Raw genomic sequence first — 26,712 nt, 5'->3', positions numbered from 1 at the left:
CTGGGGCCGGGTGCTCAACCTGGAGCAGGTCAGCACCCAGGAGAGCTTCTTCGACCTCGGCGGCGACTCGCTGCGCGCGGTCGCGCTCGTCGGCGCGCTGCGGGCGGCCGGCTTCGGGGTGGCCGTCCGGGACGTCTTCCTGCACCGCACCGTCGCGGCCCTGGCCGCGCACCTCTGCGGCAAGGACGCCGCGCCGGCGGCACCGGCCTTCCAGGCCGTCGTGCCCTTCTCGCTGCTGAGCGCCGCCGACCGGGCGGCCCTGCCCGCCGGCCTCGTGGACGCCTACCCGGCCGTGCAGGCGCAGGTCGGCATGGCCGTGGAGATCCAGAAGGACCCGGGCAAGTCGCTGTACCACATCGTGCGCTGCTTCCGCGTGCACGGCGGACGGCCGTTCTCGGCCGACGCGCTGCGCGCCGCCGTGCGGGACGTGGTCGGCCGGCACGAGACCCTGCGCACCTCGTTCGACCTCACCGGCTACTCGGCGCCGATGCAGCTCGTGCACGCCGAGGTTCCCGTCGACGTGCGGGTCACCGAGCTGGCCGGCGGCGACGTCGAGGCCCGGCTGCGGGCGTACGTCGACGCCGAGCGGGCCCGGCCCTTCGAGCTGGACCAGCCGGCACCGCTGCTGCGGGTCGCCGCGCACCGCACCGACGACCGGGGCTGGTGGCTCACCGTCGCCGTCAGCCACCTGGTCACCGGAGGGTGGGACCTCAACGCCCTCCTGGTCGAGCTGATCGGCTGCTACGAGCGGCGCAGCGCCGGCATGGTGCCCGAGTCGCCGGAGCCGACCGCCGTGCGGTACGCCGACTTCGTCGCCGCCGAACTGGCGGCGCTGAAGGGCGGCGAGGACGAGGCGTACTGGCGCGGCGTCGTCGACGGGTACGCCGGCTTCACCCTTCCGGACGGCTGGGGCCGCACCGACGCCCCCCGGGAGAGCCTGCGCACCCGGGTCAGCTACCAGGACCTGGAGCCGAAGCTGCGCGCGCTCGCGTCGACCCTCGACGTGTCGCCCAAGGCGGTGCTGCACGCCGCGCACCTGAAGGTGATGAGCCAGCTCACCGAGCAGGGGCGGTTCCACACCGGCCTCGTGTGCGACGCGCGCCCGGAGGTGCGGGGCGCGGAGCGGGTGCACGGGATGTACATCAACGTGCTGCCGTTCGCGTACGCCCGCGGCGCCGGCACCTGGCGGGAGCTGGTGCGGTCGGTGTTCGACCGCGAGGTGGAGCTGTGGCCGCACCGGCGGTACCCGCTGCCGGCGGTGCAGCGGATGGCCGGCGCCGGATCCCGCCCGATCGACGTGGTCTTCGACTACACCGAGTTCCGCCGGGCCGGCGCGGTCGCCGACGAGTCCGTCGACTTCGAGGCCGTCGCCGGCGAGGGTGGCACCGAGTTCGCCCTCCAGGTGACCGCCGCCGGCGGCTTCCTCGACCTGGTCGGCGACAGCCACGTCTTCGGCCCCGCCGCGCTGGCCCGGGTGGGGGCGATGTTCCGTCAGGTGCTGGCGGCGATGGTGGCCGACCCGGACGGCGACGCGGTCGCCGTCCGGCTGCCGGCGGCCGAGCGCGCCGAGATCGACGGCTGGTCGGCCGGCGACACCGCCGAGGTCGGCGGGTACGCCCCGGCGGCCTTCGAGGCGCAGGCGGCGCGGCGGCCGGACGCCGTCGCGCTCACCTGCGACGGCACCCGGGTCAGCTACCGCGACCTGAACGCCCGGGCGAACCGGCTGGCGCGTCACCTGCGTGAGCTGGGGGTGGGGCCGGAGGTCCTGGTCGGGGTGTGCGCGCACCGCTCGGTCGAGCAGGTGGTGGCGATGCTGGCGGTGCACAAGGCCGGTGGGGTGTACCTGCCGTTGGACCCGTCGTACCCGGCGGAGCGGCTGGCGTTCATGCTCGCCGACGCGGCGGCCCCGGTGCTGCTGACCACCGCCGAGCTGCGCGGTCAGCTCCCGGCGGTCGAGGCGGTCACCGTCCTGCTGGACGCCCCGGACGCCTGGGCGGGCCAGCCGGCCACCGACCCCGCACCGCTCAGCCACGCGGACAGCGGCTGCTACGTCATCTACACCTCCGGCTCGACCGGCCAGCCCAAGGGCGTCCTCGTGCCGCACCGGGCCCTGGTCAACCGCTCGGCGTACGCCGGGCGGCGGATCAACCGCCTCGACGAGCGGGCGGTGCTGCTCCAGAAGACCGAGGTCGGCTTCGACGTCTCCCCGGGCGAGGTCTACGCGGCCCTGTCGGCGGGCGCCCGGATCGTGGTGGCCCGCCCCGGCGGGCACCGCGACCCCGCGTACCTGTGCGAGCTGATGGCGCGCGAGGGCGTCACCACCGTCCACTTCGTACCGTCGATGCTCCCGGCGCTGCTCGCCGAGGGGATCGGCGGCTGCCGGTCGCTGCGCTCGGTGGCGGTGGGCGGCGAGGAGATCGCGGTCGACGTGGCGCGGGCGTTCCTGGCCGCGCTGCCCGGCTGCGAGCTGCACAACACGTACGGCCCGGCCGAGACCACCGTCGACGTCACCAGCTGGCTCTGCACCCCCGACGCCCTGGCCGGGCTGACCCGGGTGCCGCTCGGCACGCCGTTCGCCAACCTCACCGTCCGGGTGCTCGACGAGCACCTGCAACCGGTGCCGGTCGGGGTGCGCGGCGAGCTCTGTGTCGGCGGGGTCGGGCTGGCCCGCGGCTACCTCGGGGCACCCGGAACGACCGCGCAGCGGTTCGTGCCGGACCCGCACGGCCCGCCCGGTGCGCGGCTCTACCGCACCGGCGACGCGGCGGCGTGGCGGCCCGACGGGACCGTGGACTTCCTCGGTCGCATCGACTCGCAGGTCAAGCTGCACGGCGTACGCATCGAGCTGGGGGAGATCGAGACGGCCCTGCGGGGCTGCCCCGGGGTGACCGACGCGGTCGCCGCGGTCCGCGAACAGGACGGCCGGCGCACCCTGGTCGGCTACCTCGTCGCCGACGGCGGATCCACGCCCACCCCCGGCGAGCTGCGCGAACGGCTGCTGGCGGAGCTGCCCGAGGCGATGGTGCCGGCCGCCTACGTCGCCGTCGACGCCGTCCCCGTGGACCCGCACGGCAAGGTCGACCGGCGGCAACTGCCGGCGCCGGACGCTAAGGCCTACGCCCGGGGCCGCTACGAGCGCCCCAACGGCCCGGTCGAGTCGGCGATGGCCGGCGTCTGGTCGTGGGTGCTCGACCTGGACCGGGTCAGCGTCACCGAGAGCTTCTTCGACCTGGGCGGCGACTCGATGACGGCGGTCACCCTGGTCGGGTCGCTGCGCGCCGCCGGGCACGACGTCTCGGTGCGGGACATCTTCGCGCACCGCACGATCCGCCGCCTGGTCACCGCCCTCGCCGAGGCCGACACCGCCAGGGAGGGGGCCTTTCGCCCCGTCGAGCCGTACGCGCTGATCGACGCCGCCGACCGGGCCGCCCTGCCCGGCGGGCTGGTCGACGCGTACCCGGCGACGCAGGCGCAGGTCGGCATGGCCGTGGAGATCCAGAAGGACCCGGACCGGTCGTTGTACCACATCGTGCAGTCGGTCCGGGTCGACGACGGCCGGCCGTTCGACGCCGACGCGCTCCGGGCGACGGTCGACGCGCTGGTCGCCCGGCACGAGACGCTGCGCACCTCGTTCGACCTGACCGGCTACCCGGTGCCGATGCAGCTGGTGCGCGCGAGCGCCGCCGTGCCGGTCGCCGTGCACCCGGCCGCCGGGCACGAGGAGCACCTGGCCGCCGAGCGGCGTACCCCGTTCGACCTGGACTCGGCGGCGCCGCTGCTGCGGGTCGCCGCGCACGCCGACGGCGCCGGACCCTGGTGGCTGACCCTCGCGGTGAGCCACCTGGTCACCGGCGGCTGGGACCTCAACGCCCTGATCGCCGAGCTGCTCGGCGAGTACGCCCGGCGCAGCCGCGGCGAGGCGCCGACGCCGGTCGAGGCCCCCGCCGTCCGCTACGCCGACCACGTCGCCGGGGAGTTGGCGGCGCTGCGCTCGCCGGAGACCGCCGGGCACTGGCGGGCGGTGGTGACCGGGCGGCCGAAGCTGACCCTTCCGGTCTCCTTCGCCGACCGGTCCGGCCCGGCGGCGGTCTGCCGGTACACCGTGGACGTCGACGACCTGGACGCGGCGCTCCGCCGCCTCGCCAGCGACACCGGCACCTCGGTCAAGGCGGTGCTGCACGCCGCGCACCTGAAGGTGATGAGCCAGCTCACCGCCGAGACCGGCTTCTACACGGGCCTTGTGTGCGACGCGCGGCCGGAGGTGCGGGGCGCGGAGCGGGTGCACGGCATGTACATCAACGTGCTGCCGTTCCCGCACGCCCGCTCGGCGGGGACGTGGCGGGAGCTGGTGCGCTCCGTCTTCGACCGCGAGGTGGAGCTCTGGCCGCACCGGCGCTACCCGCTGCCGGCGGTGGCGCGGCTGGCCGACGCCGGGTCCCGGCCGATCGACGTCGTCTTCGGCTACGTGGAGACCCGGCAGGACGGCGCCGGCGCGGCCGAGACGCCCGGCGGCTGCGCCACCGACCTCGTCGAGGTCGGCGGCCCCGGCGCCACCGAGTTCGGCCTGTCGGTCGGGGCCGGTGGCGGCACCGTCCGGCTGGTCAGCGACAGCCGTACCGCCGGCCCGGCCGCCCTGGTGCGGATCGGGGCGATGTTCCGCGAGGTGCTGGCGGCGATGGTGGCCGACCCGGACGGCGACGCGGCGGCCGTCCGCCTGCCGGCGGCCGAGCGCGCCGAGCTGACCCGGTTCGCCCCGGGCCGCACCGTCGAGGTCGGCGGGTACCTGCCGGCGGCCTTCGAGGCACAGGCGGCGCGGCGCCCGGACGCGGTGGCGATCACGTCGGAGGGCGCGTCGTTGTCGTACGGGCGGCTCAACGGTCGGGCGAACCGGTTGGCGCGTCACCTGCGTGAGCTGGGGGTGGGGCCGGAGGTCCTGGTCGGGGTGTGCGCGCACCGCTCGGTCGAGCAGGTGGTGGCGATGCTGGCGGTGCACAAGGCCGGTGGGGTGTACCTGCCGTTGGATCCGTCGTACCCGGCGGAGCGGCTGGCGTTCATGCTCGCCGACGCGGCGGCCCCGGTGCTGCTCACCACCGCCGGGCTGCGGGCGCAACTGCCGCCGGTCGAGGCCACCGTCGTGCTGCTCGACGAGCCGGACGGCTGGGCCGACCGGCCGCCGACCGACCCGGAACCACTCACCGACCCCGACAACGGCAGCGTCGTCATCTACACCTCGGGCTCCACCGGCCGCCCCAAGGGCTCGCTGCTGTTGCACCGGGCCCTGGTCAACCGCACCGACCACGTCGGCGCGCGGGTCTACCGGCTGGACGCCGACGCCGTCGTGCTCCAGAAGACCGAGATCGGCTTCGACGTCTCCCCGGGCGAGGTCTACGCGGCCCTGTCGGCGGGCGCCCGGATCGTGGTGGCCCGCCCCGGCGGGCACCGCGACCCCGCGTACCTGTGCGAGCTGATGGCGCGCGAGGGCGTCACCACCGTCCACTTCGTACCGTCGATGCTCCCGGCGCTGCTCGCCGAGGGGATCGGCGGCTGCCGGTCGCTGCGCTCGGTGGCGGTGGGCGGCGAGGAGATCGCGGTCGACGTGGCGCGGGCGTTCCTGGCCGCGCTGCCCGGCTGCGAGCTGCACAACACGTACGGGCCGGCCGAGGCCACCGTCGACGTGAGCGGCTGGCCGTGCACCGCCGACGCCCTGGCGGGGCTCTCCCGGGTGCCGCTCGGCACGCCCCACCCGAACCTGCGGCTGTACGTCCTCGACGACCGGCTCGACCTCGTGCCGGTCGGCGTGCCCGGCGAGCTCTGCGTCGGCGGGGTCGGGCTGGCCCGGGGCTACCTGGGCCGGCCGGGGCTGACCGGCGAGCGGTTCTTGCCGGACCCGTACGGTCCCCCCGGTGCGCGGCTCTACCGCACCGGCGACGCGGCGGCGTGGCGGCCCGACGGGACCGTGGACTTCCTCGGTCGCATCGACTCGCAGGTCAAGCTGCACGGCGTACGCATCGAGCTGGGGGAGATCGAGACGGCCCTGCGGGCCTGCCCCGGCGTGGCCGACGCGGTGGCGGCCGTGCGCGAGCACGACGGCCGCCGCACCCTCGTCGGGTACCTGCTGCCGACCCACCACGACGCGGCGCCGGCCCCGGCGCGGCTGCGGGAACGGCTCCTGGCCGAGCTGCCCGAGGCGATGGTGCCGGCCGCCTACGTCACCCTCGACGCCGTCCCGAAGGACCCGAACGGCAAGGTCGACCGCCGGCGGCTGCCCGCCCCCGACGCCGGCTCGTACGCCATCGGGGAGTACCAGGCCCCGACCGGCGGCGTGGAGGAGGAGATCGCCGCGATCTGGGCGCGGGTGCTGGGCGTCGCGCGGGTCGGCGTCACCGACAGCTTCTTCGACCTGGGCGGCGACTCGATGCTCGCGGTCACCCTGGTCGGCACGCTGCGCGCCGCCGGCCACCGGACCAGCGTGCGGGACGTCTTCGCGCACCGCACCGTACGCCGGCTGGCCGTCGCGCTGGCCGACGCCGACACCGAGGAGTTCCGGCCGGTCGCACCGTACGCGCTGATCGGCGCCGCCGACCGCGCCAGGCTCCCCGGCGGCCTGGTCGACGCCTACCCGGCGTCGCGCACCCAGCTCGGCATGCTGGTGGAGTCGGCCGTCAGCGGCGACCGGGCGGTCTACCACAGCGTCCTCGCCCACCGGGTCCGCGACGGGCGGCCGTTCGACGCCGAGGCGCTGCGCGGCGCGGTGCGCGCCGTGGTCGCCCGGCACGAGATCCTGCGTACGTCGTTCGACCTGGTCAGCTACTCGACGCCGATGCAGCTCGTGCACGCCGACGCCGAACCCGACGTGCGCGTCGAGGACGGCCGGGGGATCCCGGAGCAGCGGCACGCCGCCCTCTTCGCGGAGTTCATCGCCGCCGAGCGGGCCCGCCCGTTCGACGTCGCCGCCGCGCCGCTGCTGCGCGTCACGGCGCACGTGGACAGCGACGAGAGCTGGTGGTTCACCTTCACCATCAGCCACACGGTCACCGAGGGCTGGAGCAGCGCGCGGCTGGTCACCGAGGTGCTCGACGGCTACGCCGAGCTGGCCGCCGGCCGCACCCCGCGCCCGGTCGAGCGCCCCGCCGTGCGCTACGCCGACTTCATCGCCGCCGAACTCGCCGCGCTGGAGTCGCCCGCCGACCGGGACCACTGGCGGTCGGTGTGGGACGGGCGCGCCCCGTTCGCCCTCCCCGCCGGCTGGGGCGAGCCGGACGCGCCGGACGCCACAATCGACGCCACGGTGGACTTCGCCGACCTGGGCGAGGCGCTGCGCGCCCTGGCCCGCGACGCCGACGTGTCGGTGAAGGCGGTGCTGCACGCCGCGCACCTGAAGGTGCTCAGCCAGCTCACCGGCGAGCCGGACTTCCACGCCGGCCTGGTCTGCGACGCCCGGCCCGAGGTGCTCGGCGCCGACGAGGTGCACGGCATGTACCTGAACACGGTGCCGTTCCCGTACGACCGGTCCGCCCGCAGCTGGCGGCAGCTGGTCGCCGCGGTGTTCGACCGGGAGGTCGCGCTCTGGCCGCACCGGCGCTTCCCGCTGGCCGAGATGCAGCGCGAGGCCGGGCACCGGCTGCTGCACGTCCTCTTCAACTACCAGGACTTCAGCCGCGCCGCGCAGGGCGACGAGTCCGGCCCGGTGGTCACCGGCGCCGCGGGCGAGGGGGCGACCGAGTTCGACCTCTCCTGCTTCGCCCAGCGGGGCCGCTACGCGCTCTCCGCCCGGGCCGCCCTGGTCAGCCGGGCGAACCTGGACCGGATCGCCGGCATGTACCGGGCGGTGCTGGAGGCGATGGTCGCCGACCCCGACGGCGACTGCCAGGTGGTCTGCGTGCCCGGCGGCGAGCGGGACCGGCTGCTGGGCGTCACCGACACGGGCGCCGACGAGCCGGTCACCGGCACCATGGTCGAGCTGTTCCAGGCGCAGCTGGCCCGCGACCCGGGGGCCGTGGCGGTGGTGGCCGGCCCGGTCGAGCTGACGTACGCCCAGGTCGACGCCGCCGCCAACCGGCTGGCGCACCACCTGCGCGCGGCCGGCGCCGGCCGGGAGACCGTCGTCGGTGTCTGCCTCGACCGGGACGCGGACCTGGTGCCCGCGCTGCTCGGCGTGCTCAAGGCCGGCGCGGCGTACCTGCCGCTGGACCCGGCCCAGCCCGCCGAGCGGATCGGCTACATGCTGGCCGACGCCCGGGTGCGCACGGTGGTGACCACCACGGCGCAGGCGGAGCTTCTCGCCGGCTTCGACGGGCGGCGGGTGCTGCTGGACGCCGGCGACCTGGCCGGGGAGCCGGAGACCGACCCGGGCGTCGCCCGCGACCCGGACGACCTGGTCTACGTCATCTACACCTCCGGCTCGACCGGCCGGCCCAAGGGCGTCTGCGTCAGCGACGCCAACGTGCTGCGCCTGCTGGACGCCGCCCAGGAGCACTACGCGGTCGACGAGACCGACGTGTGGGCGCTGTTCCACTCGTACGCCTTCGACGTCTCCGTCTGGGAGCTGTGGGGGGCGCTGCTGCACGGCAGCCGGCTGGTGCTGGTGCCGCGCGAGGTGGCCCGGGTGCCGCAGGACCTGCTGGACCTGCTGGTGACGCGGCGGGTCACCATGCTGGCGCAGACCCCGACGGCGCTGCGCGGGCTGGTCCGGCTCGCCGCCGAGGACGCCCCCGGCATCCGGGACCTGTCGCTGCGCGCGGTGGTGGTCGCGGGGGAGAAGCTCGACTTCGCCGACCTCGCGCCCTGGGCGGCCCGCCTCGGGCTGGCCCGGGTGGCGCTGGTCAACATGTACGGGATCACCGAGACCACCGTCTACTCCACCTACCACCGGATCACCCGCGCCGACCTCGCGCCCGGGGTGGGCAGCCGGATCGGCCGGCCGCTCTCCGGGGTGCGGATGTACGTGCTCGACCAGCACGGCCACCCGGCGCCCATCGGGGTGCCCGGCGAGGTCCACCTGGGAGGGCACGGGGTGGCCCGCGGCTACCTCGGTCAGCCCGAGCTGACCGCCCGGCGGTTCCTGCCCGACCCGTACGGCCCGCCCGGCAGCCGGATGTACCGCACCGGCGACCTGGCCACCCGGCTGCCCGACGGCAGCGTGGAGTTCCTCGGCCGCCTCGACGACCAGGTGAAGATCCGCGGCTACCGGATCGAGCCGGGCGAGATCGAGGCGGCGCTGAACGCGGTGCCGGGCGTCGCGGAGGCGGTCGTCGTGCTCCGCGCGGACGACCCGGCCGATCCCCGGCTGACCGCGTACCTGGTGACCGGCGACGGGGAGCCGCCGCAGGTCGGTCCGCTGCGCGAGCGGCTGGCGCGCGTCCTGCCGGAATACATGATCCCCTCGGCGTTCGTGGTCCTGGACCAGCTGCCCCGCAACAACAGCGGCAAGCTGGACCGGCGGGCGCTGCCCGCGCCCACCGGCGCCTCGCTGCCGGGTGCGGACTTCGTCGCCGCGGCGGGACCGCTTCAGGAGCGGGTCGCCGGCATCTGGGCCGAGGTGCTGGGCCTGCCGGCGGTGAGCGTCGCCGACGGCTTCTTCGACCTCGGCGGGCACTCGATCACGGCGCTGGTGCTGGCCGGCACGCTCCGCTCGGCCGGGCTGGACGCGACGGTGGCGGACATCTTCCGGCACCCGACCGTCCGGGCGCTCTGCGAGGTGCTGGCGGACCGGGACGCGCCGGCACCGACCGACCGCCCCGTCGAGCCCTTCGAGCTGGTCGCGCCGGCGGACCTGCCGCTGCTGCCGGCCGGGCTGGACGACGCGTACCCGCTGTCGCGCGTGCAGCTCGGGATGCTGCTGGAGATGCTGTCCGACAACGGCCAGAACCACTACCACAACGTCGCCTCGTTCCTGGTCCCCGACGACGGGCCGTTCGACCCGGCGGCCCTGCGGGCCGCCGTCGACGAGGTGGCGGCCCGGCACGACGTGCTGCGTACCTCGCTCGACACCACCGGCTACTCGGTGCCGATGCAACTGGTGCACCGGTCGGTGGAGGTGCCGGTGCGCACCCGCGACCTGCGGGGGCGGACCGAGGCGGAGCGGACGGCCCTGGTGCGCCGCCTGGTCGGCGAGGAGTACGACGAGCTGTTCGACGTCGAGCGGGCGCCGTTGCTGCGGTTCACCGTCTGCCTGGAGACCGACCGCAGCTGGCGGCTGGTGCTCACCATCTGCCACGTGATCATCGAGGGCTGGAGCCTGCACGCCCTGGTGACGGAGATCCTTGACCGGTACCACGCCCGACGGGCGGGCCGGGAACCCGCGGCCACCGCCCCGCCCGGCGTGCGGTTCGCCGACTTCGTCGCCGGCGAGCTGCGCGCCCTGGCCTCGCCGGCCGACCGGCGCTACTGGCAGGACGTGGTGGAGCAGCACCCGAGGTTCGTGCTCCCCGCCGCGTGGGCGCCGTCGGCGCCGGCCGCCCTCGTGCCGTACACCGAGGTGGTCCCCTACGCGGACCTGGAGCCGTCGCTGCGGGCCCTGGCCTCGGCGGCCGGGGTGTCGCTCAAGGCGGTGCTGCACGCCGCGCACCTGAAGGTGCTCAGCCAACTCACCGACGAGCCCACCTTCTACGGCGGACTGGTCTGCAACACCCGGCCGGACGTGCCCGGCAGCGAACGGGTCTACGCGATGTCGCTGAACACCCTGCCGTTCCCGCACGACCGGCGCGCCGGCAGCTGGCGGGAGCTGGTGCGGCGGGTGCACGCCCGGGAGGCCGAACTGTGGCCGCACCGGCGCTATCCCGCCCCGGCCATCCGCACCGCCGGCCGCGGCGCCCGCCTCACCGACGTCTACTTCAGCTACCTGGACTTCACCGAGGTGGCCGGCGGGCGTACCGCACCCGGGCCGCGGATCGGCGCCAGCACCTCCGAGTTCGCCCTCGCCGTCGCCGCGGGTGCCGGCCGGATCGAACTGAGCACGGACAGCCACGCCATGGGCCGGGCGGACGCCGCGCGGCTGGCCGGCATGTACCGGCTCGTGCTGGAGGCCATGGCGGCCGACCCCGACGGCGACCCCCGCCAGGCGTACCTGCCCGCCGGGGAACGGCACGACGTGCTGGTGGGCTGGAACTCCTCGGCGACGCCGCGCGACACGGACCTGGTGCCGCGGCGGGTGGCGGCGCGGGCGGCGGCGACCCCCGACGCCGAGGCCGTCGACGGCACGACCTACGCCGAACTGGACGCGGCGGCCAACCGGATCGGCCACCACCTGCGCGGGGCCGGGGTCGGCCCGGAGCAGGTCGTGGGAGTGCTGCTGGACCGGGGCGTCGACCTGGTCGCCGCCCTGCTCGGCGTCTGGCGGGCCGGGGGCGCGTACCTGCCGATCGACCCGGGCCACCCGGCCGAGCGGGTCGCCGCGATGCTCGCCGACGCCGGCGCGACGGTGGTGGTGACGTCGGCCGCGTACGCCGACCGGTTCAGCGGCGTGCGGCTGGTGCTGCCCGACCGCGACGCCGACCGGATCGCCGCGCTCCCCGCCGACCCGCCGCCCGGCCGGCCCGACCCGGACCACCTCGCGTACGTGATCTTCACCTCCGGCTCCACGGGCCGGCCGAACGGCGTGCAGATCAGCCACCGCAGCCTCGCCAACTATCTCGGCTGGGCGGCCGAGGAGCTGGTCGGGGACCGCACCGGCGGCGCCGCGCTCTTCTCCTCGGTCGCGTACGACCTGGTGGTGACCAGCATCTGGGCGCCGCTGGTCACCGGGCAACGGCTCTGGCTGCTGCCGCCCGACGCGGGCCTCGACGAGCTGGGCCCGAGGCTGGCCGGCGCCGGCCCGTTCAGCTTCGTCAAGCTGACCCCCGGCCACCTCGACCTGCTGACCCGGCAACTCGACGCCGAGCAGGCCGCCGCCCTGACATCGCTGCTGGTGGTGGGGGGTGAGGCGCTGACCCGGCGGGTCTGCGACCGCTGGCACGCGCTCGCGCCGGGCACCGTGCTGCTCAACGAGTACGGACCCACCGAGGCCACGGTGGCGGTCAGCCGGTACCCGGTCGCCGGGGCACTGCCGACCGACGTGGCGCCGATCGGCCGCCCCCTGGGCGGGATGCGCGCCTACGTCCTCGACGCCGATCTGCAACCGGTGCCGGTCGGCGTGGTCGGCCACGTCCACCTCGGCGGCCCCGGTCTCGCCCGGGGCTACGCCGGCCGGCCGGGCCTGACCGCCGACCGGTTCGTGCCCGACCCGTTCGGCGCGGACGGCGGGCGGCTGTACCGCACCGGCGACCTGGGCCGCTGGCTGCCCGACGGCGAGCTGGACCTGCTCGGCCGCGTCGACGACCAGGTGAAGATCCGTGGCCACCGGGTGGAACCCGGGGAGGTCCGGGCGGTGCTGCTCACCCATCCGGGGATCCGCGACGCGGTGGTCACCGTCGACCCGGCGGGCCCGGGCGGGCCCCGGCTGGTGGCGTACCACGTCGGCGACGCCCCGGACCTGGCCGAGCACTGCGCCCGGTGGCTGCCGAGCCAGCTGGTCCCGGGCGTCCTCATCCCGGTGCCGGCGATCCCGCTCAACGCCAACGGCAAGGTCGACCGCCGGGCCCTGCCCCCGGTGGAGCCGGCCGGGGCGGCGGGGCACATCCCGCCCCGCCCCGGGCTGGAACGGCTGATCGCCGACATCTGGGCCGAGGTCCTGGAGATCGACCGGGTCGGCCGGCACGACCGGTTCTTCGCCCTCGGCGGGCACTCGCTGCTGGTCGTACCGGTGGTCACGGCCGCCCGGCGGGCCGGCGTCGCGCTGACGCTGCGGGCGGCGATGCTCGACCGGACCCTGGCTGAGCTGGCCGCCTCGCTCGCCCCGGCCGATCCGACGGTGCCCGACGACCCGGCGACGCCGGCCGGCCCGGCGCGGGTCGCGGCGATGCTGCGGCCGATCGAGCCGCTGCTCGCCGCCCACCGGGTGCCCGGCGCGTCGCTGGCGCTGCTCGCGGACGGTGAGCTGGTGGAGGTCCGCGCGGCCGGGCACCTCGCGGCCGGCGGTGGCGCCCCGGTGACGCCGGCGACGCTCTTCCAGGTCGGCTCGGTCAGCAAGCTGGTCGCCGCCGTGGGTGCGTTGGTGCTGGTCGACCGGGGGCTGCTCCAGCTCGACGCGGACGTCAACGGGTACCTGAAGACGTGGCGCCTGCCCGCCGACCGGCCGGTGAGCCTGCGGCAGCTGCTCGGCCACGTCGCCGGGCTCACCGCGACCGGCAGCACCGGGCACCCGCGCGGCGGTCCCGTGCCGACGCTGGCGGACCTGCTGCGCGGCCGGGGCGTGCCCACCGGCCCGGTGCGGGCGCTCGACGCGCCCGACCCGGTCGCGGTGGAGCGCAACAGCCACTTCGTGGTGGTGCAACAGCTCATGGAGGACGCCACCGCGACGCCCTTCGCCGACCTGATGGCCGAGCTGCTCCTCGCGCCGCTGGGGATGACCGGCAGCAGCTTCGACCAGAGCTTCCCGGAGACGTCCGGCCGGCCGGTGGCCGTCGGGCACGACGAGCGGGGCGAGCCCGTCCCGGGCGGCTGGCGGGTGCGTACGGACCTGGCGGCGGCCGGTCTCTGGAGCACCGCCACCGACCTGGCCCACCTGACCAGGGAGATCCACCTCGCGCACCGGGGTGGTCCGGCCCTGCTGAGCCGGGAGCTGGCGACGGCGCTGCTGACCGCAGGTCCGGGCGGGATCTTCGGGCTCGGCTGCATGGTGGACCGGATCGGGGGCCCCGCCGGGGAGCGGGTGGAGTTCACCCACCGGGGACGCACCGCCGGCTACCGGGCGCTCACCGCCGGCCGGGCCCCCGACGGGTCCGGGCTGGTGCTGCTGACCAACGGCGACGCGGGCGACGAGGTCGTGTCGCTGCTGGCGTCCGACACCGCACTGACGGAGGACATGTGATGACGACCGTACCGGGCATCCCCGCGACGGCGACCGAGCCACCGGCGCGGCAGGTGCGGCACCTGGTGTCGATCCGCGACCTGACCGACGACGACCTGTACTCGATCGTGGCCCGCGGGGCCAGGTTCGCCGCCGGCGAGTCCGCCAGCTCGCTGGCCGACCGGGTGGTCGGCACCTACTTCGTGAGGACGTCGACCCGGACGCGCACCGCGTTCACCGTCGCCGCGCTGCGGCTCGGCGCGAAGACCGTCCAGTACGGACCGGGCGACCTCCAGGTCAACACGGGCGAGTCGAGCGCGGACACCGGCCGGGTGCTCTCGGGCATGCTCGACGTGCTGGTGGCGCGCACCGCGGCCGACCCGGGGGAGATGCGTGACTGGTCGCGGCAGGACCGGATGGCCGTGGTCAACGCGATGAGCGCCGAGGAGCACCCGACGCAGGCGCTGGCCGACCTGACGACGCTGCTGCGGCGCTTCGGGCGCATCGAGCACCTGCGGCTGCTCTACCTCGGCGAGGCGAACAACACCGCCACCGCGCTGGCCCTGGCGCTGACCCGGTTCCCGGGCGTGGAGCTGGAGCTGCGCACGCCGGCGGGGTACGGGCTGCCGGCCGGGATCGCCGACGTCGCGTCGGCGCAGGCGCGGCGCTGCGGCGCCCGGATCGTCGAACGGCACGACATGGACGACCTGCCGGGCGACCTGGACGCCATCTACACCACCCGCTGGCAGACCACCGGCACCAGCAAGTCCGACCCGGACTGGCGGCTGCGCTTCGCCCCGTTCCGGGTCGACCGGGAGCTGTGGCGGCGCAGCCCGCACGCGGTCTTCATGCACGACCTGCCGGCGCACCGGGGGGAGGAGGTGACCGCCGAGGTGCTCGACGGGCCGGCCAGCATCGCCTTCCGGCAGGCGGAGAACAAGCTCTACAGCGCGATGGCAGTGCTCGACTGGTGCCGCGCCACGCCCGTCGGGCACCCGTCGTGAGCGCCGCCGGGCACCCGGCGGCCAGTTCCCGGCAGCCGGGCCGGCTGACCGGCAACCGCGACTTCCTGCTGCTCTGGGTCGGCTCCGGGGTCTCCGCGCTCGGATCCCGGGCCACCTCGATCAGTTACACCCTGCTGGTCTTCTGGTCCACCGGATCGGCCACGGCCGCCAGCCTGGTGACCTTCGCGGCGCTCCTGCCCAACCTGGTCACCCAGCTGCCGGCGGGGGCGCTGGTGGACCGCTGGGACCGCCGCCGCACGATGGTGTTCTGCAACGCCGGGCGGATCGTCGCCATCGGCAGCGTCGCGGTCGCGGTCGCCCGGGACTCGCTGTGGCTGCCGCACCTGATGGCCGTCGCGTTCGTGGAGGCCAGCCTCGGCATCTGCTACGCCCTGGCCGAGCGCGCCGCCGTCTTCAACGTGGTCCCGGCCGAGCGGTACGGCGCGGCGACGGCGGCCAACGAGTCGCGGGCCAACGCGGCCAGCATCCTCGGCCAGCCGGCCGGCACCCTGCTGTACGCGCTGACCCGCTGGGCGCCGTTCGGCTTCGCCGTGCTGATGCACGTGCTCTCGCTGGTGACGCTCCTCTTCGTCCGGCGCGACCTGCAGGCGCCGAAGGCGCGTACGGACGAGGCCGGTGGCCTGCTGGCCCGGGTGCGGGAGGGCTTCGTCTTCGTCTGGGGCCAGCTCTACCTGCGCCGGGCCCTGGGTCTCTTCGCGGCGAGCAACATCCTGTTCCAGGTGCTCGGCCTGGGGCTCGTGGTGATCGTCAAGGCCCGCGGCGGGTCGCCGCCCACGGTCGGCATGCTGCTGGTGGTGAACAGCGTCTTCGGCATGGCCGGCGCGATGACCAGCCACTTCTTCCTGGACCGCTGGGGGATCCGCCGGATCATCATGGGGGTCAACATCGCCTGGGCGGTGCTGATGCCGCTGGTCGGGCTGGCCCCGGGGCTCGTCGCCCTCGGCGCGGTCTTCGCGCTGATCCACTACGGCGCCGGCATCAGCAACGTGGCCGGGATGCTGTACGTGCTCCAGAGCGCCCCCGACCACCTGCGCGGGCGGGCCGGCTCGATCGTCATGCTGCTCAGCTCGGGAGCCAACTCGCTGGGGGCGCTGCTGGCGGGCCTCCTGCTCGACTCGATCAGCATCACCAGGGCCATGCTGATCGTGGGCGGGGCGATGGGGGTGATCGCGGTGCTCGCGGTGCTCGGCTTCGGCGGTCGCGCCAGAGCCGAGGCGGAGCGGGCCGAGCGCGAGCAGGCGGAGCGCGAGCGGGCCGAGCGGGAGCGGGTGGCGGCGGGGCTCGCCGAGGCGGAGCCGGCGGTGGGGCGGGGGGCGGGCGCGTCGGGCCGGAAGGTCGCGGCCGGCGGCGATATGGACGGAATATAGCGGACCGGCAGAGCCTGGGAGGGATCGCACAGCTTGGGACGGTGAGGAGCCCCGGAATGAACGAGCACGCGAGCTGGAAGCCGTTGGAGATCACCCCGGAGAGCGCCGGCTGCGCGCCGAGCGCCGAGGGCCTGGCCGGTCACCTCCGCGAGCTGGACCTGGCGGAGGTGCTCACCGCCGAGAAGGCGCTCGTCTTCCGTGGCTTCGGGGTCCGGCCGGAGACCCTGGACCCGGTGATGGACCTGCTGCTGCCGCGGCGGCTGGCCTACGTGCACGGCAACTCGCCCCGCACCAAGGTGGGGCGCAACGTCTACACGTCCACCGAGTACCCGGCCCGGTACACCATCTCCATGCACAACGAGCTGTCGTACGCCGCCCGCTGGCCGGCCCGCCTGCTCTTCTTCTGCCAGATCGCCGCCGAGACGGGCGGCGCCACCCCGGTGGTCGACGCCGAGCTGTGGCTCGACTCGCTGGACCCGCGGCTGCGCGCCGACTTCGCAGGTGGGCTGCGCTACCAGCAGAACCTGCACGACGGCATGGGGCTGGGCAAGAGCTGGCGGGAGACCTTCGAGACCGACAGCCGGGACGAGGTCGAGGAGTTCCTCTCCACCGCCGGCGCCACCTGGGAGTGGACCGCCGACGGGCTGCGCGTGATCCAGCTCCGCCCGGCCACCCTCCGGCACCCGGTGACCGGGGCCGAGGTGTGGTTCAACCAGGCCGACCAGTGGCACCCGGCCGGCCTGGACGACGACATCGCCCGCGTGATGACCCAGGTGATGGGCCCCGACGAGCTGCCCCAGTCGGTGACCTTCGCCGACGGCTCCCCGATTCCCGACGAGTACGTCACCCAGATCCGCGACCGGGGCCTGGAGGCCGCCGTCGACGTCGACTGGCGGGTGGGCGACCTGCTGCTGATCGACAACGTGCTCACCGCGCACGGCCGGCGCCCGTACACGGGCGACCGCCGGGTGCTGGTGGCGATGTCGGACTGACGGGCGCGTGTCCGTGGCGACCCGGACGCCCCCGTCCCACCCGTCCGGCGACGCGTGGCTGCGGGTCCTCCGCGGCGGCGCGCGGGCCGGGGTGCGGTTGGTGTGCGTACCGCACGCCGGCGGGGCGGCCGGCTTCTTCCAGTCGTGGGCGGGCCGGCTGCCCGACGGTGTCGAGCTGCTCGCCGTGCGCTACCCCGGGCGGCAGGACCGGCTCGCCGAGCCGTGCGTCGAGCGGATGGACCCGCTCGCCGACCGGATCGTCGAGTCGCTCGTCCCGTACCTGGACCGGCCGCTCGCGCTGTTCGGTCACAGCATGGGCGCGTCCGTCGCCTACGAGGTGGCCGTCCGGCTGGAGCAGCGGTTCGGCACCGTGCCGGTCGCGCTCTTCGTCTCGGGACACGGCGCGCCGCACGTCACGCGGATCGACCGGCATCCCGACGACTTCGACGACGAGGAGTTCCTCGCCCGCGTCGCCGGGCTCGGCGAGGTGGATGCGGCGGTCTTCCGCTCGCCGAGGCTGCGGCAGCTGGTCCTGCCGGCGCTCCGGGCGGACCTGCGGCTGATCCACGGCTACCTGCCGAGCGAGCCGCGGCAGGTGTCGGCGCCGGTCACGGCGTACCTCGGCACCGGCGACCCGGCCTGCGACCGGGATTCGGTCTCCGCCTGGGCGGAGCTGACCACCGGCGGCTTCCGGCTGCGCGCGTTCCCGGGGGACCACTTCTACCTGGTGCCGGCGCGGGCCGACCTGCTCGCGGACCTGGCCGCACAGCTCGCGGGCGCGCACGGCCGCACCATCGGCCGCGGCCCCGCGATCCCGAATCCCACCTGACCCGCACCACCGCAGTCGCACCATGGAGGGCACACCGTGACCGAACTGGACGTCGAGGCGACGCCGTCGCCGCTCGTGGAACTGGACCAGGAACGCTACGCGCGCTTCCGGACCTCCTTCGAGGCGGTGACGAACCTCGGTCACCGGCTGCTGGCCGCCCGGCTGGCCGCCGCGGACGTCCTGCCGGCTCCCGGGGCCGCCGCCGGCCGCGACGAGCTCCTGGCCCGGCTCGCGGTCTCGCCCGGGTACCAGCGGCTCGGCGAGGCCCTGCTGGACATGCTGGAGCGCGCCGACCTCCTGCGCCGGCACGGCGACCGGCTCGCCGTGACGGAGCGGGTGTCGGGGGCGGCGGGGCTGGCCGGGGACGCCGCGGTGGACGCCGCGGCGACGGCGCTGCGGCGGGAGCACCCGGAGGCGGCCGGGTACGTGCCGCTGCTGGTCGCCTGCCAGACGCAGCTGATCGAGGTGGTGCGGGGCGAGCGCCCGGCGAACGACGTGCTCTTCCCGGGCGGCTCGGCCGACCTGGTCGCCGCGATCTACCGGGACAACGTCCAGCTCGACTTCCACAACCGGCTCTGCGCGGACCGGGTGCGCGAGCACGTGCTGGGGTTCCTCCGGCGCTACCCCCGCTCCTACGCCCAGGTGCTGGAGGTGGGGGCGGGCACCGGCGCCACCACGGGCCCGGTGCTGGACGCCCTGGCCGAGCGGGCGGAGCGGCTGCGGTACTTCTACACCGACGTGGGCCCGGCCTTCCTGCGGCTGGGCCGGCAGGGCTTCGGCGCCACCCGGCCGCACGTCGACTTCGCCCGGTACAACGTCGAGGGCGCGCCCGGGGAGCAGGGCATCGAGCCGGGCTCGATGGACGTGGTCCTGGCCAGCAACGTCCTGCACGCCACCCTGCGGATCTCCGGCGCGCTGCGGCACTGCCACGCGCTGCTCAAGCCCGGCGGCGTGCTGGTGGTCAACGAGATGACCAGCCGACTCGACTACAACACGCTTACCTTCGGGCTGGCCGAGGGCTGGTGGCGGCACGCGGAGGACGAGCCGCGCGTCGAGTCGTCCCCGCTGCTGGACGTGCCCGGCTGGCGGGCCGCCCTGCGCGCGGCCGGCTTCGTCGACGTGCGGGCGTACGGCGTGCCGGGGCTGGCCGACGGCGAGCAGGTGCAGACCGTGTTCACGGCGACGGCCCCCGGCGGGACCGGGCCGGCGCGCTGACCCCCGACGCCCCGGACCGGGGCCACGCCCGTCCCCGCCGGGTACGGGTCGAGGCTCCGGTCCGGGGCGCGCAACCCCTGCCGCCGGGCGCACCCGGTACGGAACCGGTAAGTCGTTGCCGGCACCCCTAACTTCCCCGGCAAGATCTTTCGCTCGTAGATATTTAGTGATATCAATCTCGCACTCGATCCCTCAACCCCCGGAGTGCGACGTGCGGAAGACCCGTCTCGTTTCCCTCGCCCTGAGCCTGGCCACGGCTCTCGGCGCCAGCCTCACCCTGGCCGCGCCCGCCCAGGCCGCGCCCGCCGACCGCTACGTGGCGCTCGGCGACTCGTACGCCTCCGGCGTGGGCGCCGGCAGCTACACCAGCGAGAGCGGTTCCTGTCAGCGCAGCACGAACGCCTACCCGGCGTTGTACGCCGCCAACGTCAAGCCCGCGTCGTACCGCTCGGTCGCCTGCTCCGGCGCCACCACCACCAGCCTGATCAACACCCAGCTCTCGGCGCTGAGCTCCACCACCAGCCTGGTGAGCGTCACCATCGGCGGCAACGACGTCGGGTTCGCCAGCATCATGTCCACCTGCGTGCTGCAGGGGACCACCCAGTGCGTGGCCGCCGTGCAGGCCGCGCAGGACAAGGCCCGCACCCAGCTCCCCGGCCTGCTGCGCAACGTCTACAACGGAATCAAGAACCGGGCCCCCAACGCCCGGGTCGTGGTCGTCGGCTACCCGGTCTTCTACCAGCTCGGCACCGTCTGCGTCGGGTTGAGCGCCACCTCGCGCGCGAAGATCAACGAGGGCATCAACCTGGTGGACGACATCACCCGCAGCGCCGCCGTCGCCGCCGGCTTCACCTTCGCCGACGTGCGGGCGCAGTTCGTCGGGCACCAGCTGTGCAGCTACGGCGAGAAGTGGCTGCACGCGCTCAACTTCGCCACCCTCGGCGTCTCCTACCACCCCACCGCGGCCGGCCAGGCCGGCGGCTACTACCCGGTCTTCCGCTCCGCCGCGGACTGACCGCTCCGCCGCGGACTGACCGCTCCGCCGCGGACTGACCGCTCCGCCGCGGACTGACCACGGCGCCCGGGCGGCCCCGCCCACCCCCTGCGGGGCGGGGCCGCCCGGGCGGCGGCGCGTCGCCGTAGGGGTACCGGTCAGCAGCGGCTGACCGTGGAGTTGTTCAGGACGACGTTGGTGATGGTCAGGTTCTCCGCGCAGGGGTTCTCCACGATCCGGCTGTTCACCAGGGTGAAGTTGCGCAGCGTGATGTCGCGGTTGCCGGGGAACTCGGCGCGCTCGGCGAGCCGCACCTCGCCGCCGCCGCTGATCGTGCCGCCGCCGGCCGCGATCTGCACCCCCTGGCAGTTCTCGATCAGGATCGCGTTGTTGCCGGTGTCGGCGATGTCCACCCGGTCGATGGCGGCGCCGCCGGACTCGGAGACGCAGAAGATCCCCCGGCCGCCGCCGCGCGCCCGCACGGTGCCCACCCGCACGTTGGTCGGGTAGCCGGAGCCGACGCGCCCGTTGCGGTTGGCCATCCGGAACGCGGCGTACCCGGTGCCGGCGCCGGCGTTCTCGGCGTCCACGGTGCCGACCGTGGCGTTGATGGTCTGGTTGAGCAGCAGGCCCGACTCGCCCACGTCGCGCGCCGTGACGGTGCCGACGGTCAGCCCGTCCACACCGTACGTCTCGACGGCGTGCGAGCTGGCGCCGGAGACGTACGCGTTGTCGATGCGGACGTCGCGGCTCCACTGGCTGGTGTCCCCGCGGTTGTCGATCCGGATCCCCAGCCCACCGCCGAGCCGCATGTCGATCCGGCCGAGGACGACGTCCGTGACGTTGCGCAGGAAGATCCCGTAGAGCGGGGTGCCGGTGACGGTGAGGTGCCCGACCTCGACGTGGCTGGTGCCACGGGAGTAGATCGGCGCCTGGTCGCCGCTGCCCGAGCCGGTGACGTTGATGGTGCCGCACACGTCGATCGCGGTGTAGCTGGGCAGGGAGATCCGCGAGCCGGCGCTCATCGAGCCGGAGCCGCGGACGACGACGCGCTGCTTGCTGGTCCGCCCGGCGCCCAGGCTGTTCACGGCGGCCTGCACGGCGGCGCGCAGGTCGCCGCCGGTGTGGACCGTGGTGGCGCCGTTGCGGGCGGTCCAGGTGCCGCCGCTGAGCACCGCCTCGGCGTGGAACGCGCCGCTGCCGCAGCCGCCACCGCCGGAGCCGAGGCTGACCAGGCGCCACTGCTGGTTGGCGCCGCCGAGGTCCTGGTACTGGGAGATCATCGCGCCGTCGGCGGTCGACCACTGCCACACGTCCAGCGCCTTGTTCGAGTGCCGGTTGACGAGACGGACGTGGCCGCCGTCGGAGTCGGCGAGCCGGAAGTGCTGCCGGGTGTTGCCGCCGACGGCGCCGTTCTGCACGAGCTGGACGCCGTCGTCGGCGTTCGGCAGCTCCAGCACCTTGCCGCTGTGCACGGAGCGGATCTGGTGGTAGCCGCCGCCCACGTCGACGAAGCGCCACTGCTGCACGGCCAGGTCGTTGCGGGCGTACTGGTTGACGGGCGCGCCGTCGGCCGTGGACCAGCCCCACAGGTCCATGGCCTTGCCGCTGTGCCGGTTGACGAGGACGTAGTTGGCGCCGGGGTCGACGGTGGCCGCCGCGGCCGGCCGCGGACCGACGGCCGCGCCGGCGCCGAGGAGTGCCAGCACGGCCGTGGCCGCCAGGCCGAGGCGGCGGCCGGGGTGTCTGCCGGGGTAGGGGAGTGTCATCGGGCTCCTTCGGATTAGCCGGGCGGAAGGGCCGCGCGGGGCGGGCCGGGGCCGCCCGGCGACCAAATGCATCGAGACAAGTGAATGGCAAGCGCTTTCCCGTGGTGCCGTGAAGTACCGGGCCGCGCAGGTCGCCGCACCCGGTACGCTCCCGACGGCGGGTCGTCGCCGACGCCGGCCCGGCAGCCGCGGGCGACGCCGTCCCGCGCCGCGGATGCCCGCCGCCCGAACCCCCCGGTGGCCGCGTCCCGTCCCGTCGCCCCGCCCGGGCGGCGCCACCACGTGAGGAGAACCCGTGACCGGCTTCGGTACGACCGCTGTCCACGGCGACGACGGCCTGCACCCGGGCGGGGCGGTGTCGCCGCCGATCGTGCAGAGTGCCACCTTCAGCGCCGAGTCGGACGAGCGGTTCGCCGCCGTGGCCACCGAGACCCGCGGCGAGGCCTTCTACACCCGCTACGGCAACCCGAACCACGCGCAGGTCGCCGCCGTGGTCGCCGAGCTGGAGGGCGTCGAGGCGGGCCTGGTCACCGCCTCCGGGATGGGCGCGATCAGCACGATCGCCCTGGCCCTGCTCGCCGCCGGGGACCACGTCGTCGTGCAGCGCAGCACGTACGGCGGCACGACGTCCCTGGTCACCGGCCTGCTGGCCCGGTTCGGGGTGGCCTTCACCCAGGTGGACCAGACCGACCCCGACGCCTTCGCCCGGGCACTGCGCCCGCGGACCCGGCTGGTCCTGGTGGAGACGCCGAGCAACCCCCTGCTCGAACTGACCGACCTGGCCGCCGTGGTGGAGCTGGCGCACGCCAACGACGCGCTGGTCGCGGTGGACAACACCTTCGCCACGCCGGTCAACCAGCGGCCGGCGGACTTCGGCGCCGACCTGGTGTGGCACAGCGGGACGAAGTACCTCGGCGGGCACTCCGACGTCTCCGCCGGGGTGATCGTCGGCCCCGCCGCCCTGGTCGACCGGGTCTGGCAGACCGCGATCGTCACCGGCAGCACGCTCGGCCCGATCGACGCCTGGCTGCTGCTGCGCGGCATCCGGACCCTGTCGCTGCGGGTGGAGCGGCACAACGCCAACGCGCTGGCCCTGGCGCGCGCCCTGGATGGCCATCCGGCCGTGCGTCGGGTGCGCTACCCGGGGCTGCCCACGCACCCCCAGTACGAGCTGGCCGCCCGGCAGATGACCGGCTCCGGCGGGGTGCTCGGCGTGGAACTGCGCGACGGGCGGGCGGCAGCGGGGCTGCTGGACGGGCTCCGGCTGGCCAAGCGGGCGGCCAGCCTGGGCAGCGTCAGCACCCTGGTGGTGCACCCGCGCTCGATGTGGGCCGGGATCGTGGACGCCGAGCAGTTGGCCGCCACCGGCATCGGCGCGGGCCTCGTCCGGGTCTCCACCGGCATCGAGGACACCGAGGACCTCGTCGCCGACTTCCTGGCGGCCCTCGACGCGGCCGAGCGCGCGCGGTAGCGCGGCCGGCCGCGCCGTCAGCGGTCCGGGGTCCCGGCCGGCGCCATCACGCGCAGCGCGTTGGCGGCCAGGCCGATCCGGATCGGCGTACGGCCGCACGGCTCGCCGTCGACCTCGACGCGCGCGGGCCGGTCGGTCTCCAGCCACAGTTCCCCGACCGCGAGGAACGGCTCGTCGGCCAGGGAGCGGCGGTGCCCGGTAGCCGCGTTGCGGGCGGTCTCCCGGACCAGTGCGCGGCGGCTGGCGCCGCCGACCGGGTACGCGACCAGCAGCCGGTCGTCGGCGTCGGCGTCGGCGGCGATCGGGCGGCCGGCGTGGAAGCCCCCGTTGGCCACGTACACCTGGTGGGTGACGAACTCGTGCCGGGCGTCCCCGGCGCGGACGGTCACCCGCAGCGGACGGTGCCGGGCCAGCAGGGCCAGCGCGGTGAGCGGGTAGGCGAGCCGGCCGATGACCCGCTTCAGTCGCGGCGGGGTGCGGAGCATGATGTCGGCCGAGAGGCCGATGCCGACGTGGTTGGTGAACGGCACGCCGCCGGCGAGGCCGAGGTCGACGTCGATCACCGTGCCGCCGGTCAGCACCTCGACCGCCCCGTCGAGGTCGAGCGGCACGCCGACGGTGCGGGCGAAGTTGTTGGTGGTGCCCAGCGGCAGCAGGCCGAGCGCCATGTCGCGGTGGGCGAGCAGTCGCGCGGCGGCGCTGAGGGTGCCGTCCCCGCCGGCGGCCACCAGCAGGTCGGGCCCGAGTTCGACGGCGGCGGCGAGGGCGTGTTCGAGTTGGCCGGGCCGGTCGACGGGATGGTCGGCGAGCAGCCGGAGCCCGGCCGCGGCCAGCCGCGCCCGGGCGTGTTCGTGCAGCTGCCGGCCCCGGCGGGAGCGGGCGTTGACGACGAGGACGGCCCTGCGCTCGCGCCGGATGGCCTCGCCCAGTTCCTGCTTCGTCCGCATGGGCCCCGACCCTATCGGCACCGCCGGCTCCGACTCGACGACGGGCGCGGCCGCTCGCATAGAAGGACGTCGAGGTAACGGGTAGGGTGCGACAGAAGTGAGGTCTTCCCTTCGGAGGTGCGGATGCGAGCACAGCTGACCCGAGCGGCCGGCGTCCTGACGGTGGGCGCGGCCCTGCTGGCACTGGGCGGCACGGCCGCGCAGGCCGACCCGGTCGTGCCCCGGCACGCCGTGATCGTCTGCCAGAGCGCCAGCTTCTACGCCAACTACGACTCCGCGAGCGGCCCGCGCGGGTTCAAGCGCACGCTGGGACCCGGCAACAAGATCGGCCACACGCCCGGTGCGCACCCGGTCTACAACGGCTGGGCCGCCACCTTCGACTTCGGTCCCAACGACTGGGGTTACGTGCGGATCGAGTGCATCGGAGGTTACGACTCATGGTGAGCGGGAGGGTCGCGCGCCGGCTCGGCGCGTCGGTGACGGCCGGCTGCCTCGCGCTGGCGCTGAGCCCGGCGCCCGGGCACGCGGCGAACGGGACGATCGGGCAGCGCGAGGAGGTGTGCTCCCAGGACCTCTTCGTCCGCACCGCCCCGGTCGGCGCGTGGATGGGCACCCTCTACCGCGGCCAGACGTTCCTCGTCGAGGGGCCACGCAGCGGCGGCTACGTCTACGGCTTCGCCTACGGGCACGTCAACCGGCGCGGCTGGGTCCAGGACGGCTGGTTCTGCTGACCGCGCCGTGGTGACGGGCGGGTCCCCGGGTGCCGCCCGGCGGCGGCACCCGGGGTCTCCCGGGCCCCGTCAGCCCGTCATCGGCTCACCTCGACGGCGTCGCTCGACCCGGCGAGCCGCTGGTGGGCGCGGATCAGTTCGGCGTAGCGCAGACCGCTCGCCTTGACCGTCCGCCGCTGGGTGGAATAGTCGACGTGCACCAGGCCGAAGCGCTTGTCGTAGCCGTACGCCCACTCGAAGTTGTCGAGCAGCGACCAGGCGAAATAGCCGCCCAGCGGCACGCCCCGGTCGACCGCCGCCACGCAGGCCGCCAGGTGTCGCTCCAGGTGGTCGGTCCGTTCCCGGTCCGCGACGGTGCCGTCCGCAGCGATCTCGTCGTGCCACGCCGAGCCGCTCTCGGTGACGACCAGCCGCGCCGGGGCGTACTCCTCGCTCACCGCGACCAGCAGCTGTTCCAGCCCGGCCGGGTACGCCTCCCAGCCCATGGCGGTGCAGACCGAGCCGGGCACCGGGACCTGCCGGGCGTACGGCGGCGGCCCCGTCGGGTCGTCGGCCACCACCTGGCGGAAGTAGTAGTTCACGCCGAGGAAGTCGGTGGGCGTGGCGATCACCGCCAGGTCGTCGCCCCGCACGGGCGGCTCGACGCCGTAAGTGGCGACCATGTCGGCGGGGTAGCCGCGCCCGTGCAGCGGGTCGAGCCACCACCGGTTGACGTGTCCGTCCATCCGCCGCGCGGCGGCCACGTCCTCCGGCCGGTCGCTGGCCGGCTCGCAGGGGCTGAGGTTGAGCACCGCGCCGACGGCGGCGGGCCGGACGGCGGCGGCCCGGATCGCCCGGGTGGCCAGCCCGTGCCCGAGCAGGACGTGGTGCGAGGCGCGCACCGCCCTGGTCAGGTCCCGCTCGCCGGGGGCCATCCGCCCCTCCAGGTGCCCGATCCAGGCGACGCAGAGCGGCTCGTTGACGGTGGTCCAGTCGGCGACGCGGTCGCCGAGGCGGCCGGCCACGACGGCGGCGTAGTCGGCGAAGGCCTCCGCGGTGGCCCGCTCCGGCCAGCCGCCCCGCTCCTGAAGCGCCTGCGGCAGGTCCCAGTGGTAGAGCGTCACGAACGGCCGGATCCCGGCCGCCAGCAACGCGTCGACCAGCCGGTCGTAGAAGTCGAGGCCGGCCGGGTTGACCCGCCCGGTCCCCTCGGGCAGCACCCGGGGCCAGGCGACCGAGAACCGGTACGCGTCGACCCCGAGGCGCCGCATCAGCGCCACGTCCTGCGGCCACCGCCGGTAGTGGTCACAGGCCACCTCGCCGGTGTCGCCGTTGTCGATGGCGCCCGGCACCTGGCAGAAGGTGTCCCAGATGGACGGCGTGCGGCCGTCGGCGCGCACGGCCCCCTCGATCTGGTAGGCGGAGGTGGCGACCCCCCAGAGGAAGTCGGGCGGCAGGGTGGACAGGTCCGGCACGGGCGGGCTCTCCTCTTGGTGTGCGGCCGACAT

At 75.3% G+C, this 26,712-nt stretch carries 13 protein-coding genes; 10 read left to right on the top strand and 3 right to left on the bottom strand.

Annotated features, from left to right (window positions below):
• Positions 1–10 precede the first annotated feature (10 nt).
• The 7 genes from V6V16_RS20525 (at position 11) to V6V16_RS20495 (ending at position 20,328) form a co-directional block, all read left to right on the top strand.
• Complete coding sequence (locus V6V16_RS20525; protein ID WP_334564400.1) at positions 11–13,906, top strand: amino acid adenylation domain-containing protein; 13,896 nt, start codon at positions 11–13, stop codon at positions 13,904–13,906.
• Positions 13,906–14,889 carry an ornithine carbamoyltransferase gene (locus tag V6V16_RS20520; protein WP_334564399.1) on the top strand — a complete coding sequence of 328 codons (984 nt, stop codon included), beginning with the start codon at positions 13,906–13,908 and terminating at the stop codon, positions 14,887–14,889. The genes V6V16_RS20525 and V6V16_RS20520 overlap by 1 nt, the downstream gene beginning before the upstream one ends.
• Positions 14,886–16,277 (top strand): MFS transporter, encoded by a 1,392-nt coding sequence (locus tag V6V16_RS20515; protein WP_334564398.1) that lies wholly within the window; start codon positions 14,886–14,888, stop codon positions 16,275–16,277. The genes V6V16_RS20520 and V6V16_RS20515 overlap by 4 nt, the downstream gene beginning before the upstream one ends.
• 56 nt (positions 16,278–16,333) lie before the next feature.
• Entirely contained in the window at positions 16,334–17,269 is a 936-nt protein-coding gene (locus V6V16_RS20510; protein WP_334564396.1) for a TauD/TfdA family dioxygenase, read from the top strand.
• A 100-nt stretch (positions 17,270–17,369) separates the two neighbouring features.
• Entirely contained in the window at positions 17,370–18,098 is a 729-nt protein-coding gene (locus V6V16_RS20505; protein WP_334564394.1) for a thioesterase II family protein, read from the top strand.
• Between the two features lie 36 nt (positions 18,099–18,134).
• On the top strand, positions 18,135–19,313 hold the full coding sequence (locus V6V16_RS20500) for a class I SAM-dependent methyltransferase (protein ID WP_334564392.1): 1,179 nt from the start codon (positions 18,135–18,137) through the stop codon (positions 19,311–19,313).
• A 211-nt stretch (positions 19,314–19,524) separates the two neighbouring features.
• Positions 19,525–20,328, top strand: a complete 804-nt coding sequence (locus V6V16_RS20495) for an SGNH/GDSL hydrolase family protein (RefSeq protein WP_334564391.1) — start codon at positions 19,525–19,527, stop codon at positions 20,326–20,328.
• A 137-nt stretch (positions 20,329–20,465) separates the two neighbouring features.
• On the opposite strand, the gene V6V16_RS20490 is transcribed toward V6V16_RS20495, so the two are convergent.
• A complete protein-coding gene (locus V6V16_RS20490; protein ID WP_334564390.1) occupies positions 20,466–22,076 on the bottom strand; it encodes an RICIN domain-containing protein in 1,611 nt (536 codons plus the stop codon).
• A 295-nt stretch (positions 22,077–22,371) separates the two neighbouring features.
• Between V6V16_RS20490 and V6V16_RS20485 the strand changes: the two genes are divergently transcribed.
• Positions 22,372–23,547: a trans-sulfuration enzyme family protein gene (locus V6V16_RS20485; RefSeq protein WP_334564388.1), complete on the top strand. Its 1,176-nt coding sequence runs from the start codon at positions 22,372–22,374 to the stop codon at positions 23,545–23,547.
• A 17-nt stretch (positions 23,548–23,564) separates the two neighbouring features.
• On the opposite strand, the gene V6V16_RS20480 is transcribed toward V6V16_RS20485, so the two are convergent.
• Positions 23,565–24,494 carry a diacylglycerol/lipid kinase family protein gene (locus V6V16_RS20480; RefSeq protein ID WP_334564386.1) on the bottom strand — a complete coding sequence of 310 codons (930 nt, stop codon included), beginning with the start codon at positions 24,492–24,494 and terminating at the stop codon, positions 23,565–23,567.
• Positions 24,495–24,617: 123 nt separating this feature from the next.
• On the opposite strand from V6V16_RS20480, the gene V6V16_RS20475 reads away from it, so the two are divergent.
• Positions 24,618–24,938: a hypothetical protein gene (locus V6V16_RS20475; RefSeq protein WP_334564385.1), complete on the top strand. Its 321-nt coding sequence runs from the start codon at positions 24,618–24,620 to the stop codon at positions 24,936–24,938.
• Positions 24,932–25,225, top strand: coding sequence for a hypothetical protein (locus V6V16_RS20470; RefSeq protein WP_334564384.1), 294 nt, complete (start codon positions 24,932–24,934; stop codon positions 25,223–25,225). The genes V6V16_RS20475 and V6V16_RS20470 overlap by 7 nt, the downstream gene beginning before the upstream one ends.
• A gap of 77 nt (positions 25,226–25,302) precedes the next feature.
• On the opposite strand, the gene V6V16_RS20465 is transcribed toward V6V16_RS20470, so the two are convergent.
• Positions 25,303–26,712, bottom strand: a complete 1,410-nt coding sequence (locus V6V16_RS20465) for a GH1 family beta-glucosidase (protein ID WP_442934118.1) — start codon at positions 26,710–26,712, stop codon at positions 25,303–25,305.

Origin of the sequence: Micromonospora sp. CPCC 205561 (assembly GCF_036906775.1) — a bacterium.
Lineage (GTDB): Bacteria > Actinomycetota > Actinomycetes > Mycobacteriales > Micromonosporaceae > Micromonospora.
Note: the sequence above shows the minus strand (reverse complement) of the source record. Positions and strands in the feature narration are given on the sequence as shown.